Source organism: Paraburkholderia sp. 40 (assembly GCF_050434105.1).
GTDB lineage: Bacteria > Pseudomonadota > Gammaproteobacteria > Burkholderiales > Burkholderiaceae > Paraburkholderia > Paraburkholderia tuberum.
In genome coordinates this window covers 2,124,749-2,139,477 of sequence record NZ_JBNPVY010000002.1, presented here as the reverse complement: position 1 = coordinate 2,139,477, position 14,729 = coordinate 2,124,749, and the positions used below count along the sequence as shown (strand labels likewise).

Annotated in this window: 13 protein-coding genes and 1 pseudogene; 6 read left to right on the top strand and 8 right to left on the bottom strand. The window is 62.6% G+C overall.

The genetic code is table 11. The features are described 5' to 3' along the window. Positions 1 to 17 precede the first annotated feature (17 nt). The 3 genes from OKW28_RS11165 to OKW28_RS11155 form a co-directional block, all read right to left on the bottom strand. Entirely contained in the window at positions 18 to 1,169 is a 1,152-nt protein-coding gene (locus OKW28_RS11165; protein ID WP_429445474.1) for a Re/Si-specific NAD(P)(+) transhydrogenase subunit alpha, read from the bottom strand. A 128-nt stretch (positions 1,170 to 1,297) separates the two neighbouring features. Further along, positions 1,298 to 2,539, bottom strand: coding sequence for a CaiB/BaiF CoA transferase family protein (locus tag OKW28_RS11160; RefSeq protein ID WP_429445472.1), 1,242 nt, complete (start codon positions 2,537 to 2,539; stop codon positions 1,298 to 1,300). 48 nt (positions 2,540 to 2,587) lie between these two features. Beyond that, positions 2,588 to 3,382 carry a crotonase/enoyl-CoA hydratase family protein gene (locus OKW28_RS11155; RefSeq protein WP_184032260.1) on the bottom strand — a complete coding sequence of 265 codons (795 nt, stop codon included), beginning with the start codon at positions 3,380 to 3,382 and terminating at the stop codon, positions 2,588 to 2,590. A 218-nt stretch (positions 3,383 to 3,600) separates the two neighbouring features. Between OKW28_RS11155 and OKW28_RS11150 the strand changes: the two genes are divergently transcribed. The 5 genes and pseudogenes from OKW28_RS11150 (at position 3,601) to OKW28_RS11130 (ending at position 9,208) form a co-directional block, all read left to right on the top strand. Next, positions 3,601 to 4,377, top strand: coding sequence for an enoyl-CoA hydratase (locus tag OKW28_RS11150; protein ID WP_429445470.1), 777 nt, complete (start codon positions 3,601 to 3,603; stop codon positions 4,375 to 4,377). A 107-nt stretch (positions 4,378 to 4,484) separates the two neighbouring features. Beyond that, positions 4,485 to 5,472: pseudogene (locus OKW28_RS11145) on the top strand (NAD(P)H-dependent flavin oxidoreductase). Continuing rightward, entirely contained in the window at positions 5,469 to 6,656 is a 1,188-nt protein-coding gene (locus OKW28_RS11140) for a CaiB/BaiF CoA transferase family protein (RefSeq protein ID WP_429445469.1), read from the top strand. Before OKW28_RS11145 ends, OKW28_RS11140 begins: the two are co-directional and overlap by 4 nt. A gap of 13 nt (positions 6,657 to 6,669) precedes the next feature. After that, on the top strand, positions 6,670 to 7,962 hold the full coding sequence (locus OKW28_RS11135) for an acetyl-CoA hydrolase/transferase family protein (RefSeq protein ID WP_429445467.1): 1,293 nt from the start codon (positions 6,670 to 6,672) through the stop codon (positions 7,960 to 7,962). Positions 7,963 to 8,011: 49 nt separating this feature from the next. Continuing rightward, positions 8,012 to 9,208 (top strand): acetyl-CoA C-acetyltransferase, encoded by a 1,197-nt coding sequence (locus OKW28_RS11130; protein ID WP_429445466.1) that lies wholly within the window; start codon positions 8,012 to 8,014, stop codon positions 9,206 to 9,208. A gap of 47 nt (positions 9,209 to 9,255) precedes the next feature. On the opposite strand, the gene OKW28_RS11125 is transcribed toward OKW28_RS11130, so the two are convergent. Both OKW28_RS11125 and OKW28_RS11120 read right to left on the bottom strand, forming a co-directional pair. Continuing rightward, positions 9,256 to 9,426 (bottom strand): rubredoxin, encoded by a 171-nt coding sequence (locus OKW28_RS11125; protein WP_429445465.1) that lies wholly within the window; start codon positions 9,424 to 9,426, stop codon positions 9,256 to 9,258. A gap of 33 nt (positions 9,427 to 9,459) precedes the next feature. Further along, positions 9,460 to 10,662: a cytochrome P450 gene (locus OKW28_RS11120; protein WP_429445463.1), complete on the bottom strand. Its 1,203-nt coding sequence runs from the start codon at positions 10,660 to 10,662 to the stop codon at positions 9,460 to 9,462. Between the two features lie 152 nt (positions 10,663 to 10,814). On the opposite strand from OKW28_RS11120, the gene OKW28_RS11115 reads away from it, so the two are divergent. Beyond that, positions 10,815 to 11,720 carry an SDR family NAD(P)-dependent oxidoreductase gene (locus OKW28_RS11115; protein WP_429445461.1) on the top strand — a complete coding sequence of 302 codons (906 nt, stop codon included), beginning with the start codon at positions 10,815 to 10,817 and terminating at the stop codon, positions 11,718 to 11,720. A gap of 74 nt (positions 11,721 to 11,794) precedes the next feature. On the opposite strand, the gene OKW28_RS11110 is transcribed toward OKW28_RS11115, so the two are convergent. The 3 genes from OKW28_RS11110 to OKW28_RS11100 form a co-directional block, all read right to left on the bottom strand. Then, positions 11,795 to 12,616 (bottom strand): HpcH/HpaI aldolase/citrate lyase family protein, encoded by an 822-nt coding sequence (locus tag OKW28_RS11110; protein ID WP_429445459.1) that lies wholly within the window; start codon positions 12,614 to 12,616, stop codon positions 11,795 to 11,797. A gap of 62 nt (positions 12,617 to 12,678) precedes the next feature. Next, positions 12,679 to 13,536, bottom strand: coding sequence for an FAS1-like dehydratase domain-containing protein (locus tag OKW28_RS11105; protein WP_429446923.1), 858 nt, complete (start codon positions 13,534 to 13,536; stop codon positions 12,679 to 12,681). A gap of 8 nt (positions 13,537 to 13,544) precedes the next feature. Then, positions 13,545 to 14,711: a serine hydrolase domain-containing protein gene (locus OKW28_RS11100; RefSeq protein WP_429445457.1), complete on the bottom strand. Its 1,167-nt coding sequence runs from the start codon at positions 14,709 to 14,711 to the stop codon at positions 13,545 to 13,547. Between the last annotated feature and the right edge of the window lie 18 nt (positions 14,712 to 14,729).

Sequence of the window (14,729 nt, the reverse complement as noted above, 5' to 3'; positions counted from 1 at the left end):
TCCTGTTTTTCTCCTCGTCATGCCTTGCGCGTGACCTGGCCATCGCGGGCCAGCAGCGTGGCCGCGACGATGTCGTCCGCGAGATCGATGTTCAGCGTGCCTTCCTTCGTGACGATCAGCTTCAGGAAGTCGAATAGATTGCGCGCGTAGAGCGCGGAAGCGTCGGCGGCGACCATCGAGGCAAGGTTCGTGTAGCCGCAGATCTGCACCCCATGATGCGTCACAACCTTGTCGGCCTCGCTGAGCGGGCAGTTGCCGCCGCGCCGGCCCGTGGCCTGCTCGGCGACCGGACCGCGTCCTGCCGCGAGGTCGATCACGACCGAGCCAGGCTTCATCGCCTGCACGGTTTCGGAAGGCAGCAGCGTCGGCGCGTCGCGGCCCGGAATCAGCGCGGTCGAGATGACGATGTCGGCCTGCTTCGCGCGCTCGTGCACCAGCGCCGACTGGCGCGCGAGCCACGATGGCGGCATCGGGCGAGCGTAGCCGCCCACGCCTTTGGCTGCCTCGCGTTCCTCATCGCTTTCGTAGGGCACGTCGAGAAATTTCCCACCGAGCGACTCGATCTGCTCCTTGACCGCAGGGCGGACATCGGAAGCTTCGATCACCGCGCCCAGGCGCCGCGCCGTGGCGATGGCCTGCAGGCCCGCCACGCCCGCGCCAAGAATCAGCATGCGCGCGGCCTTCACGGTGCCGGCGGCGGTCATCAGCATCGGCATGAAGCGCGGATAGAGGTTCGCAGCCACGAGCACCGCCTTGTAACCGGCGATGTTGGCCTGCGAGGACAGCACATCGAGGCTCTGCGCGCGCGTGGTGCGCGGCGCGGCCTCTAGCGCGAACGCAGTCACGCCCGCTTCGGCTAGTCTGACGGCGTTCTCCGCATTAAAGGGGTCGAGCATGCCGACGAGCACCGCGCCGCGTTTCATGAGCGGCAATTCGCTCATCGTTGGCGACTGAACCTTGAGCACGAGCTCCGTGCCAAAGGCTTCAAGCGCATTGGCGAGCTGCGCGCCCACGGCGGTGTACGCGTCGTCGGGATAGCTCGCGCCGGCGCCCGCGCCGGCCTGGATCGTCACCCTGTGGCCCTGGGCGACGTATTTCTTGACTGTCTCGGGCGTCGCGGCCACACGGCTTTCGTTCGCCCGCGTTTCCGCGGGTATTCCGATGTGCATCAAAGAACCTCTGATTACATAAGCGTGATACGAAAATACCGACGAGGCCGCTACGGGATGCGGCAATCATTCAACCGTCGAACGAAAAGCGCGTCCAGCCAGGTTGCGCGTCGCAGGCTTTGCCCTTTCTATAGAATTTTCTTTTCGCGCAGGATATCGATATCCGACTGCGACATACTCAGCACATTACGCAGCACGTCGTCCGTATGTTGTCCGAGCATCGGCGGCGCCCCGTACGAATCGATAGGCGTGCCCGACATCTTGACCGGGTTGGCGACCATCCGAACCGCCTTATCCGTGAGCGGGTGCGCAACTTCGACGCACATCGCGCGTGCCTGCACATGCGGATCTGCGAACACCTGCTCCAGATTGTTGATCGGTCCGGCCGGCACCCCGGCGGCGTCGAGTGCTGCGAGTAGTTCATCGCTCCGCCATTGAAGGATCAGCGGCTCGAATACTTCGCCCAGCGCGCGACGATTCTTCACGCGCAGCGCAATCTCGCTGAATCGTGAATCGCTAGCGAGCTCGGGGTGCCCCAGAACGTTACACAATCGCGCGTATTGCTCGTTGTTGCCCGCCACGATCATGATGTCGCGATCGGCGCAGCGGAACATGCGGGACGGCATACCACCGTTGCCCTCGGTACCGCGCCGGACGGGAATCTGGCCGGAAACGAGATACTGGCTTGCATAGTGCGATGTGGCAGCAATCATCGCGTCCAGCAATGCAAGGTCGATGTACTGTCCCTGCCCGGTGCCGCCTTGCGCCGCGTCGCGATGATAAAGCGCTGCGATGATCGCCGAAGCGGCGTACTGACCACACAGGATGTCCGCAAGACTGGGCCCGGTTTTCATTGGCCCGCCGCCCGGCACGTCGTCGCCGTTTCCGGTCACGCTCATCAGGCCACCCATCGCCTGGAAAATCGAGTCGTAGCCGGGGCGCGGGCTATACGGTCCGGTCTGACCGAATCCGGTTATCGAACAGTAGATCAGGCGCGGATTGACCAGCTTGAGGCTGTCGTAGTCGAGCCCGTAACGCTTGAGGTCGCCAACCTTATAGTTCTCGAGCAACACGTCGCAGTGCGCCGCCAACGAGCGGATCAGCGCCTGGCCTTCGGCCGTGGAGATATCGCACGTGATCGACTTCTTGCCTCGGTTCGCGCTGATAAAAAACGTCGACTCGCGCGTGGCCTTTCCCTCCCGATCCATCAGGAACGGGGGGCCGAATTGCCGCGAATCGTCGCCCTTGCCCGGACGCTCGACCTTGATGACCTCCGCGCCGAGATCCGCCAGCATCTGAGCCCCCCAAGGCCCCGCGAGAATACGGCTCAGGTCGAGTACGCGAACACCCGCCAACGCGCCTTTTGTCATAGCAAACGATCCCCTTGAATTCACGCCGGCTGCGCCGGAAGCCTTGCATCAGCGTCCGACGAACTTCGCCGTACGTTTTTCGATGAAGGACTGAACGCCTTCCTTCGCGTCTTCAGTGTTGTAGAGAAACTGCTGGGTCGACTGAATCGTCGCGTAAGCATCCTGCCAGCCTTGTCCCAGCGAAACGCGCGCGTTCTGCATCGTGGCCTGCACGGCTAGCGGTGCCTGCGCTGCGATTCGCTCGGCGATCGCGAGCGCCCGGTCGAACTCCTGCCCCGCAGGCACGACATCCTGCACGAAGTTCATGTGCCGCGCCTCGTCTGCGGTGAATTCGTCGCCGGTAAGCAGTACCTTCATTGCGTTGCCCCAGCCGGCTCGCTGCACCATGCGGAACGTCGCACCACAACCTGCCATGATTCCCCGCTTGACTTCAAGCTGGGAGAAACGGCAGTTGTCGGCCGCAACAGCCACTTCCGATGCAAGCATCAATTCGACCGCGACCGTGAAGCAGATTCCCTTCAGCGCAATGACGACCGGCTTGGTACGCAGCGGTGCGCGCAAGTTGAACGGATCGACCTCGCCTTCAGGAAGCAGCGGTTTCCCTTCGCGGCGCAACGGCGCGACCTTTGGCATGTCGAGCCCTGCCGTAAAGTGATCGCCTTCGGCGTATACCAGCCCGCAAAAAATATCGCCGCTCTTCTCGAGCTGCGTGTAAGCCATGGCAAGCTCTCTGAACATTTTCGGCGTGAAACCATTGCGCTTTTCCGGCCGGTCAATGCCCATCAAGAGCAGATTCCCACGCTGCTCAACGCGAATCTGTCCGTCCTCGTGACGAGTGGTCATGCAGTGTCTCCTCGCGGTGTTTTCCGTTAGCAATTCTGACCTCGCGCTCAATTGACAAAGCTGGGTCGCACATTCAGAATCATAAACGTCGTTCACAAAATTGGCAACGCACGATACGCTCTGACGCTGCCGAGCGGCGCACTGCAGACACGCAAATCATCGGCGAGCAGGCCCCATCCGGGCCTAGGTGTTCACCCTCATTCGTTCAAGGAAGAACCATGGCCTACGAGACGATCATCGTCGAAACGCACGGGAAAACCGGCTTGATCAAGTTGCACCGTCCGCAAGCCTACAACGCACTGAACAACCAGCTGATGGACGAGCTGACGGCGGCACTCGACGACCTCGACGCCGACCCCGCCATCGGCGCCATCGTGATGACCGGTAGCGAAAAGGCGTTCGCCGCCGGCGCCGACATCAAGATGATGAACGAATGGACGTACATGGACGTGTACAACAATCAGTTCATCACGTCGAACTGGGAACGCACGTCGCGTTGTCGCAAGCCGGTCATCGCCGCGGTCGCGGGTCTTGCGTTAGGCGGAGGCTGCGAACTGGCCATGATGTGCGACTTCATTCTCGCCGCCGACAACGCCCGTTTCGCCCTGCCCGAAATCACGCTCGCGACCATTCCCGGCGCTGGCGGCACGCAGCGCCTTACGCGCGCGCTCGGCAAATCGAAGGCGATGGAAATGATCCTCACCGGCCGCAGGATGGACGCCATTGAAGCCGAACGATGCGGCCTCGTGAGCCGCATCGTGCCCGCCGACACGCTCGTCGAGGAAGCGCTGAAAACGGCCGATGAGATCGCGCGATACTCGCAACCAGTCGTAGCGATGGCCAAAGAGTGCGTCAACCGCGCCTACGAATCGAGCCTGGCAGAAGGCATCCTGTTCGAGCGGCGTATGGCGTATTCGACCTTCGCCACAGAAGATCGAAAGGAAGGCATGGCAGCCTTCGCCGAAAAGCGCAAACCCCAGTTTCGCGATTGTTGAATTGCTAAAAAGCGCCACGCTGTCGTGGCGAACAGAGCCCGCCAGGTCACGCGCGTCACGCGCATTTCTCTGGCACCCATACTTCCTATCCAGGCTACAGGCGCGCGATGAAACCGTATGTCAATCGCATTACTGAATTACTCGGCATTCAATATCCCATCATTCAAGGCGGCATGCGCTGGGTGGCGCGAGCCGAACTGGCGGCGGCCATGGCCAATGCGGGCGGTCTCGGCTTCATCTCCGCGCACACCCATGCAAGCGCCGATGCACTCGCGCGCGAAATCGACAGGGTGCGTTCGCTCACCGACAAGCCCTTTGGAGTCAACCTGACCGTTCTCGGCGCCAATGTCGGTCTCGACTATGACGCGTATGTGCGCACGATCGTGTCTCAAGGCGTCCAGGTCGTCGAGACAGCAGGCAGCAATCCGGCGAAATACATCGCCGAGTTCAAGGCGCAGGGCGTCAAGGTCGTGCACAAGTGTGTGACGGTTCGCCACGCGGTGAAGGCCGAATCGCTCGGCGCGGACGCCGTCAGCATCGACGGGTTCGAATGCGCCGGGCACCCTGGCGAAGACGACATCCCTGGGACTGATCCTGATTCCCGCCGCCGCCGACAAGCTGAAGGTGCCGATTCTCGCGTCTGGCGGCTTTGCCGATGGGCGCGGGCTGATGGCGGCTCTCGCGCTCGGCGCGGACGGCATCAACATGGGAACCCGATTCATGCTCACGCAGGAGTCCCCCGTCCACCCTGCGATCAAGCAACGGCTGCTGGAAGCGAGCGAGCGCGATACGGTGCTGGTTGGCCGCTCGATCGGCGATTCAAGCCGGGTGGTCAGGAACAGCGTGAGTCTCGCCGCGCTCGAACTCGAGCGCGCCGGCAACGTGACGCGCTCGGACCTCTACGCGCTGACCGGAGCACAGCGCTGGATGGACGCATTCGTGACAGGAGAAGTGGAAGGCGGCGCCTTCCCCGCCGGTATCGTGACCGGCCTCATTCACGACTTGCCGACCTGTGCGGAATTGATCGGTCGCATCGTGAAGGAAGCCGCCGCGATTGCGCAACGCCAGCTCGGCTTCAGCGCTGCTCTGGCATGAAACTGACCGGCCTTCGCGTCGTGGACCTGTCGCAATTCATGCCGGGTCCGTTCCTCGCCGCCAACCTCGCCGATCACGGCGCGCACGTCGTCAAGATCGAACCGGTCACCGGCGACCCCACCCGCGGCGCACCGGGCACCGACGGCGCGTTCTTCGCCGCGATCAACCGCGGCAAGCGCAGCATCGCGCTCGATCTGAAACATCCGGACGCACGCGAGGTCGCGCTCAAGCTGATGAACGAGGCCGACGTCGTGATCGAATCGTCGAGGCCGGGCGTGGCCGCTCGGCTTGGCATCGACTACGACACGATCAGCCGGACCAACCCGGGAGTCGTTTATTGTGCGATTACCGCATTCGGCCAAACCGGCCCGCTCTCTCATTTGCCCGCACACGATCCGGTAGTTCAATCGCTTGCAGGCACGCTGCCGCGCGATGGCCGGGGAATCCCAATTGCCACGGGACCGTCGCTCGCTGCGCTGGCCGGTTCATTGACGGCGTTGTCCGCCGTGTTGATGGCGCTGCTGCGCGCGCGGGAAACGGGGCGCGGCGACTACATCGACATGGCGCTTTTCGATGCGGCGCTCACCTCGCAGCCGTATCTGAGTGGCCGCTTGCTCAACGCGCCGGACAGCCAATTGCGAGGGCCGACTGAAGGCGACAGCGGGCTCGCGTTGCTCGACACCTATGAGACCGCCGATTCGAAGTGGCTCTGCCTTGGCGGCCGGGAACACAGCTTCGCAGCCAACCTGCTTACACCACTCGGCCGTCCGGATCTCGTCGCCGACGCGATCGGCCCAGCCGGTGAAGGCCAGATACGAGTCCGGGCGTTCCTGACGCAAATCTTCCTGACTCGCACACTCGATGAATGGCTCTGCTGGTTCGAAGGCCGAAACATCAGTGTTTCGCCGGTGCTCTCGCTCGCCGAAGCGCTCGACCATCCGCATGCGCACGAGCGCGGGATGGTCCAGATGGATCCGTCCGGACGCAACCACGTTGCAAGCCCGATTCACTTCCGTTTGGAGCCTGGGTCGCCACCGCTCGCCGTTCCACACCTTGGCGAGCACACAGAACTCGTGCTGCGGAGCATCGGCTACAGCGACGAACGGATTGCGGAACTCGTCGCGACAGGCGCAGTACGTGGGCAGCACGACGAAGCCCAGGCCCTTGCGCAACCCGCCACCTGACGCAAACAACACCATGCCCTTACAGCTAGAGGCGGACGCCGTCGATTTCGCGTCCATCATCCGCCCCGGCGATACCGTCGCATGGGGCCAATCGAACGCAGAGCCCCTTGCGCTCACGCGCACTCTACTTCAGCAGCGGCACAGCATCGGCGCGTTCCGGGTCTTTCTCGGCGCCGGCAACTACGACACGTGCCGGCCTGAGCACGCGGACTGCATCGATTTCGTTTCGTACTGCGGGAGCGGCTCCAACCGCGCACTGGCCAAGGCTGGCGCGCTTGATATCCTGCCCTGCCATTATTCGCAGTTGCCAGAGATGATGGAGTCGGGTCAGCTATCGATCGACGTCCTGCTACTGCAGTTGGCGCCACCCGACGCGCACGGCCGCTACAGCTTGTCCGTCGCGCATGAGTATCTGATCCCGGCGCTCGAGCGCGCGCGCGTCATCATTGCGGAAGTCAACGAACAGGCACCCTGGACTTACGGCGAGCGATATCTTCACGACGACGACATCGACTTCATTGTCCCGACGTCGCGCGCTTTGCCCGAGAGTTCGCCCAGCGCAGTCAGCCCGACGGAGCTGGCGATTGCACAGCACACGGCCGGTTTGATCGAAGACGGCGCCACCATTCAACTCGGCCTCGGCGCGATTCCAGAAGCGATCCTCGCTTGCCTCGGCGATCGGCGAGACCTTGGCATCCATTCCGGCACGATCGGCGACAAAGTCGCCGATCTGATGGAAAGCGGCGTGATCAATAATGTGCGCAAGACCATCGACACGGGCAAGACCATTGCTGGCGTGATGATGGGGGGCCGCCGCATACACGAGTTCGCGCATCGAAACGACGCGGTGCAGTTTCGTTCGACCCGCTACACGCACGATCCGAACGTGCTCGCAAGCATCGACCGCTTCGTCGCCATCAATTCGGCGGTCGAGGTCGATCTGAGTGGCCAGATCAACGCCGAAATTGCCGGTGGCGTGTATGTGGGCGCGGTGGGCGGCGCACTGGATTTCCTGCGCGGCGCGCGGCGCTCGCGTGGTGGCGTTCCTGTCATCGCATTGCCGTCCACAGCGGGCAAGGGCTTGACCCGCATCGTCGCGTCGTTGAACGGACCGGTCAGCACGCCGCGCAGCGACGCCGCTATCGTGGTGACCGAATACGGCGTGGCCGATCTGCGCGGCCTGACGCTGCGCCAAAGGCGCGAACGCATGCTGGCAATCGCCCATCCGGACCATCGCAGCGCTCTCGATCAGATGGCGGGCGTCCCGCCTTCCAATCGCTTAAGAAGCGCGACGCTCGTCGGCTGATTGCAACCCGGCCGAATCAGAACTTTCAAACTTTGCAAGGAAACGTCCGATGAAACGCGCGGCAATTGTCTCCCCTGTACGAACGCCCGTCGGCACCTTTGGCGGTAGCCTGCGCGGCGTTTGCGTCGAAGATCTCGGCGCGCTCGTCGCGAATGAAACGATCCGGCGCGCAGGACTCGATCCCGCTCGCATCGACGACGTCGTCTTCGCGCAATCGTACGCGAACAGCGAAACACCTTGCGTGGGCCGCTGGATTGCGCTGCAGGCGGGTTTGCCCGTGGAGGTGCCGGGCATGCAACTTGACCGACGTTGCGGCGGCGGCCTGCAGGCGCTCGTCACCGCCTCGATGATGGTGCAGACCGGCGCCGCCGACGTGGTGTTGGCCGGCGGCGTGGAAAGTATGAGCAATATCGAGTACTACAGCACGGACATGCGCTGGGGCGCCCGGTCGGGCTCCGTCCAGTTTCACGACCGGCTCGCGCGGGGCCGCGAGCGCTCACAGCCGGAATCGCGCTTCGGCTTTATCTCCGGCATGATCGAGACCGCGGAAAATCTGGCCACCGACTATGGCATCAGCCGCGAGGCCGCCGACGAGTTCGCGCTGCGCAGCCATCAGCGCGCGGCCGCCGCATGGGAGTTCGGCCATATGGCCGAAGAGGTCGTGGCGGTCAGCGTTCCTCAGAAAAAAGGCCAGCCGCTTCTGTTTTCCAAAGATGAAGGATTCCGCGCCGACGCCAGCATGGAAAGCCTCGGCAAGCTTCGCGCCTTGATGCCGGGCGGCACAGTCACCGCAGGCAACTCCAGCCAGCAAAACGATGCCGCTGCCGCTTGCCTCGTCGTCGCGGAAGACCGCCTCGAAGCGCTCGGACTCGAACCCATGGCCTGGCTGACCGGCTGGGCCGCAGCCGGATGCGAGCCATCACGCATGGGCATTGGGCCCGTGCCCGCAGTGCGGAAGCTGATGACGCGCATCGGGCTTACGCTCGAGCAGATGGATCTTGTCGAAGTAAACGAAGCATTCGCGTGTCAGGTGCTGGCAGTCCTCAAAGGCTGGAACTGGCACGATACCGACCGGCTCAACGTGAACGGCTCTGGCATATCGCTGGGCCACCCGATTGGCGCAACGGGCGTGCGCATCATGACAACGCTGTTGCACGAGTTGACGCGCCGGAAAGGACGTTATGCACTCGAGACCATGTGCATCGGCGGTGGCCAGGGTATTGCCGCCGTGTTCGAGCGCGCCTGATCCTGAGCGATGAAGCGCACGGCCTTGCGCCGTGCGCGCGCCCGCGCTCAGGCCTCCACTTCGAACATCACGAAGTCGGCCTTGGTCGCACCGCACTCGGGGCATGCCCAGTCATCCGGGATGTCTTCCCAGCGAGTGCCAGGCGCGATACCCTCCGCGGGAAGTCCCGTTGCTTCGTCGTAGTAAAAACCGCAAAAAATGCATTGCCACTTTTTCATGATCGTCGATGAGTCGTTGAGGGTGGGAATACTTCAGGGCGCTACGTCCCAGACGAGCGGCAGATAGAGCATGCCGTTGACGGAGCCCGAGCCGCATCGCGGCTTGTCGCCCTCGCGAATGCGAAAATCGGGAATGCGTTTGAGCCACTCCTGGAGGAAAACCTTGATCTCCGTACGCGCAAGGAACGACCCCGGGCAGCGATGCGGGCCGTTGCCGAACGCGGCGTGCAGCACTGGCTTGCGCGTCAGGTCGACGGCGAGCGGATCGCTGAACTTGCGGTCGTCGAGGCCAAACAGGGAGTTCGGCAGCTGGATCTGGTCGCCCTTCCTGAACTGGATGCCCTTGTATTCCATGTCCTGCGTGATGAGCCGCGCGGTGTTCGCCACGCCAAAGCGACGAATCATCTCATCGACCGACGACACCATCAGATCGGGATTCTCGATCAGCTGCCTCCGGTGCGCCGGATTCTCCGCCAGAAAGCGCGCGATGAAACCCATCATCGACGCGACGGTATCGAGGCCTCCGAACAGCACGACGATAAACATCCCAAACATGCGCTCGGGGCTGATCGGCTTGCCGTCGATCTGCGCGTTGGCGATGAGGCTGACGAGATCGCCGCCCGCCTCTGCCTTGCGCTTCTCCACCCAGGTGGAGATATAGCCAATCAGCCGGTGCTGGGATTCGTTGCGCTGCTCGAAGTTGCCGCGCACGGCCCATTCCGCCCATTCGAGCAATTGTCCTCGATCGCTCAACGGAAGATCGGCAAGACGCAGGAAAATCACGATCGGCAGGATCTTCGAGAACTCCGAGACGAACTCGCATTCGCCTCGTGGAGCGATTTTTTCGATCAGCTCGATTGCGAGGCTGCGCACGTCGCTTTCCAGCGAGGAGATAGCTTGCGGCAGGAAAGCGGGCGTGATCAGGTTGCGGTACGCGGTATGTTCGGGCGGGTCAAGCTCGAGCGGCACGAGCTGCGTTTCGTTGAGCGGCGGGATGTTGACACTGCGATGCGAAAAATGGGTGTGGTCCTTCTGCATCGCCTCGATGTCTTCGCCGCGCGTGGCGATCCAGTGGCCGCCATGGTACGGGGACCAGACGATATCGGGCCCGGTATGCAGCCTCTTCCACGCCAGATGGACGTCGTCTTGCGCACCGGGCGGATTCATATAGTCGAAATCGACCACGAGTTCTCGCGGAACATGGTCCGGCACGGTCCAGTCTTTCGTAGGGTTCATCTCGCGTCTCCTATCATTTGGTCGTCTTCGAATGGATGAATCGTCACACTTTGCATCAACGTGCCATCGTTCATATTATGCAACGCCGTTCAGTTTTGATATTATACCGAAGCGAGCTTTTTTACATCAACGCCTATCGATCGGAGACAAGAGTGAGCGATTTCGTCAAGGACAAGGTGGTAGTGGTAACGGGTGCGGGTGCCGGCATCGGGCGCGATTTTGCGTTTCAATTTGCCGCGAACGGCGCAAAGGTCATCGTCAACGACCTTGGTCGCAACGCCGAATCCGGCCAGTTCGCCGCAGAGCGCGTCGTCGAAGAAATCAAGGAGGCCGGCGGGCAAGCGCTTGCCTCGACGGATAGCGTCGCTGAATGGGATTCCGCGCAGAAGATCGTGCAGGCCGCGCTGGACACGTTCGGCCGCATCGACTGTGTGGTCAACAACGCCGGCATCGTGCGTGACCGCATGTTCTTCAACATGAGCCTCGACGAGTGGAAGGCCGTAGTCGACGTGCATCTGAACGGGTCGTTTTTCGTGGCACGCGCGGCGGCTCCGCATTTCAAGGCACAAAACGGCGGCAGCTTCGTTCACATGACCTCCACCTCGGGTCTGATCGGCAACATCGGACAGGCCAACTACTCCGCCGCCAAAATGGGGGTCGTCGGTCTGTCGAAGTCGATTGCCCTCGACATGGCGAAATTCAACGTGCGCTCGAACTGCATCGCGCCGTGGGCATGGACCGCAATGACGGCCTCGATCCCCTCGGAGACGCCTGAGCAAAAAGCACGCGTCGAAATTCTCAAGCGCATGGAATCGCGCAAGATCGCACCGCTCGCGGTCTACCTTGCGTCCGACCAGGCCGCAAAGGTTTCGGGTCAGATCTTCGGCGTGCGCGCCAACGAGATCTACTTCTTCAACCAGATCCGCATGATCCGCTCGCTGCATCGCGACGGCGGCTGGACGCCCGAAGCAATTGCCGAGCAGGTCATGCCGGCGTTCGAATCGAGCTTCTTCCCGAACGTGCCGTCCATGACGCTCACGCCCTGGGATCCGGTGTAAGCGATACCGTGTCACGCCTGCGCCACATGATGCGGTGGTGGCGCGGGCGGTGCGGTGCTCACCCGCCGCACCACTTACCCTTCCTCTGAACGGCGCACGCTTTCAGATAAGCCAACGATGCGTCTTGCCTTGAGCAATACCGGCAAGTCCACCATCCGTCCATCTAGGGACACCGCCCCGCCTTCTGCCCGCTCACACGCGTCGACGATTCGCCGCGCCTTGGCAAACTCATTCGCGCTCGGGCTGAACGCCGCATTGACCGCTGCAACCTGGCGCGGATGAATGCACAGCTTCCCGCCAAAGCCCAGCGATCGCGCCTTCGACGAGTCGTGCGCGAGCTGTCGTTCGTCATCGATTGCCACGGTAACGCCATCCACTGGAGACTGAATGCCCGCTACGCGGGAGGCCAGCACGATACGCGAACGCGCGAGCAACAACGCGTCCCATGAACCGTCACAATCCAGATCGAGTTCGAAGTCAACCGAGCCGAATATCAGTCGCTCGACGCCGGGCGTGCGCGCCACGTCCAGTGCGTTCCAGACGCCCTCGGCAGATTCGATGATCGGCAATATGGGTTTCGCCGTTGCCGCCGCGACAGCGGTCAAAGCAGCCGGATTCTCTGCCTTGGGCAACACCACGCCATCGATACCATCGAACGCTGCGAGCGAGAGGTCACGCTGGAACCACTGCGTCCCCGCGCCATTGATGCGCAAAAGTACCCGAACCGTCGATGCCAAAAATGTACGTACCGCGTCGGCAACATATGCACGCGCCGACGCTTTGTCCGCATCTGCAACAGCGTCCTCGAGGTCCACGATCACCGCATCCGCGCCTGCCGCGAGCGCCTTGGCGAATCGTTCAGGCTTGCTGCCCGGCACAAAAAGAAACGAACGCATAAAGTCTCCCATTCAGCGTCCGGTCCGACTACGGCGACCCCGCCAGCGGACCGGCTCGACGATCAGATCAGAACAGCCGTGGCTTCCATGCGCAACGATCCGTCGCTGCCGGCGATCCACAAGCTCACCTTGCTTTGGTCCGATTCGTGTTGCTTTCCGCAAACATAGAAAGGCGAAGTGTCCACCACCGGTTTGATTGCGCGGAACGAAAACGCTCCGACGCGCGCGCCCGGCAACTCCGATCCGAGCGAGTCCATCAGTAGCGTGGCGAGCAGCGGGCCATGCACGACGAGTCCCTCGTATCCCTCTGCGCCGATCGCGTAAGGCCGGTCGTAATGAATGCGATGACCATTCAACGTAAGCGCTGAGTAGCGAAACAGCAGCACCGGATCGGGATTGACCTCGCGTGTCCATTGAGCGCCCATGGTCGCGGCCTGTAGTGCTGCAGGCTTTTCGCTGGCAGCCGGATGATCGCGATACACGATATCCTGGCGTTCGACGATGGCAAGGCCAGCAGCGTCGCTGACCTCGTGCTTGACCTTCACGAACACGAGATCGCCGGTACGTCCATGCTTGTGCGCAACACTCTCGATGCATGAAAGACGCGTGATCGCGCTACCCGCTTTCAGCGGCCGTAGAAACTCGAGTTGACTGCCCGCCCACATGCGGCGAGGCAAATCGACTGGCGGCAGAAAGCCGCCGCGTTTCCGATGACCGTCCGTCCCCACCATCGACTGGCGATGAACCGGCAGAAAATAAAGCCAGTGCCACAACGGCGGCAAGTCATCGCCACGTGCTGAAGGCGCGTCATCGTGGTCAAGCATGGCGCTGAGGGCCGCCATCGGCGTGGAGGTGACCTGGTCCTGCACTTCCTCAGTGCGCCCAGTCCATTGCTGCAGATACTCGATATCCATGCGCATCGTGCCAATCACTTCAGATCCAGTGCGTCGCGAATTGCCGCAGCGATCGGAAGCAGCGGATCTTCTTCCGGCGTGGTCGGGTTGAACAGCTTGTTATGGCAGATCGCGACGGCGAGCCCGGTATCCGGGTCCGCCCAGCCGATCGAATTGCCCTGCCCCGGATGGCACAAAGCGCGCGGTGAACGTGCCGCCGTCACCGGCGGGTGGTTGCCGCCGAACCAGAAGCCACCGATCGTGATTGGAATCGGAAAGCCGAACATCACCGGGTCGGGCTCCTCGCTATTGGCGCGTGGCGTGTTCAGCGTGGCGACGAGCTCCTTGGAGAGGATCCTCACGCCGTTCAACTCGCCGCCGCATGCCAGCATTGCCCAGAAGCGCGCCTCGCTGCGCGCGTTGAAGATCCCGCCAACGCCCGCGACTTCCGCGCGCCGCACGTCCGGGCGCTCGAACACTTGTGGCGCCAATGCGACCTGTTGCGGCATCGAGCGCAGGAACAGCGGCGGCAGGTATTCCGCGGGAACCGGCACCATTGCATCGGTGAGACGTGCGATGCGCGGCTCGACTTCGTCGGGAATGCCGATCCACAGATCGTCGATGCCGAGTGGCATTGCAATCTCCTCGCGGACAAAACGGCCCAGCGAGCGCTTCTTCGGATCGGCGCGCCGCACCAGCTCGCCAACGATCCAGCCGAACGTCATCGAGAGGTACAGCGTCTTCGTCCCCGGCTCCGCAAGCGGCTCAAGATTGGCAATGGCGCTGGTCATCCACTGCCAGTCACACATCAGCTCCGGCGTGACGCCTTCGGGCATTTGCGGCACACACGCGCGATGAGTCAGCACATCGCGCACCGTCGTTTTCTGCTTGCCGCGGGCACCGTACTCTGGCCAGTAGCGCATTACCGGCGCGTCGTATTCGATGAGCCCGCGGTCGGCCAGGATATGCAACGCGGTTGCAGCAACCGCCTTCGTCACCGAATACACATTGAACAGCGTTTCGCCGTCGACCAGACGGCCGGTGGACGGATCGGCCACGCCGCTCCATGCGTCGATCATGAGCTTGCCGTTCAGATAGGCCGCCACCTGCACGCCGATCTCACCGCCTTCCCGTGTGGCGCGGTCGAGCGCCTGCTGAACGATCGCGTTGCGCTCCGTTGATGCTTGCACTACCAAGGTCATATCGTGTCTCCCATTCGT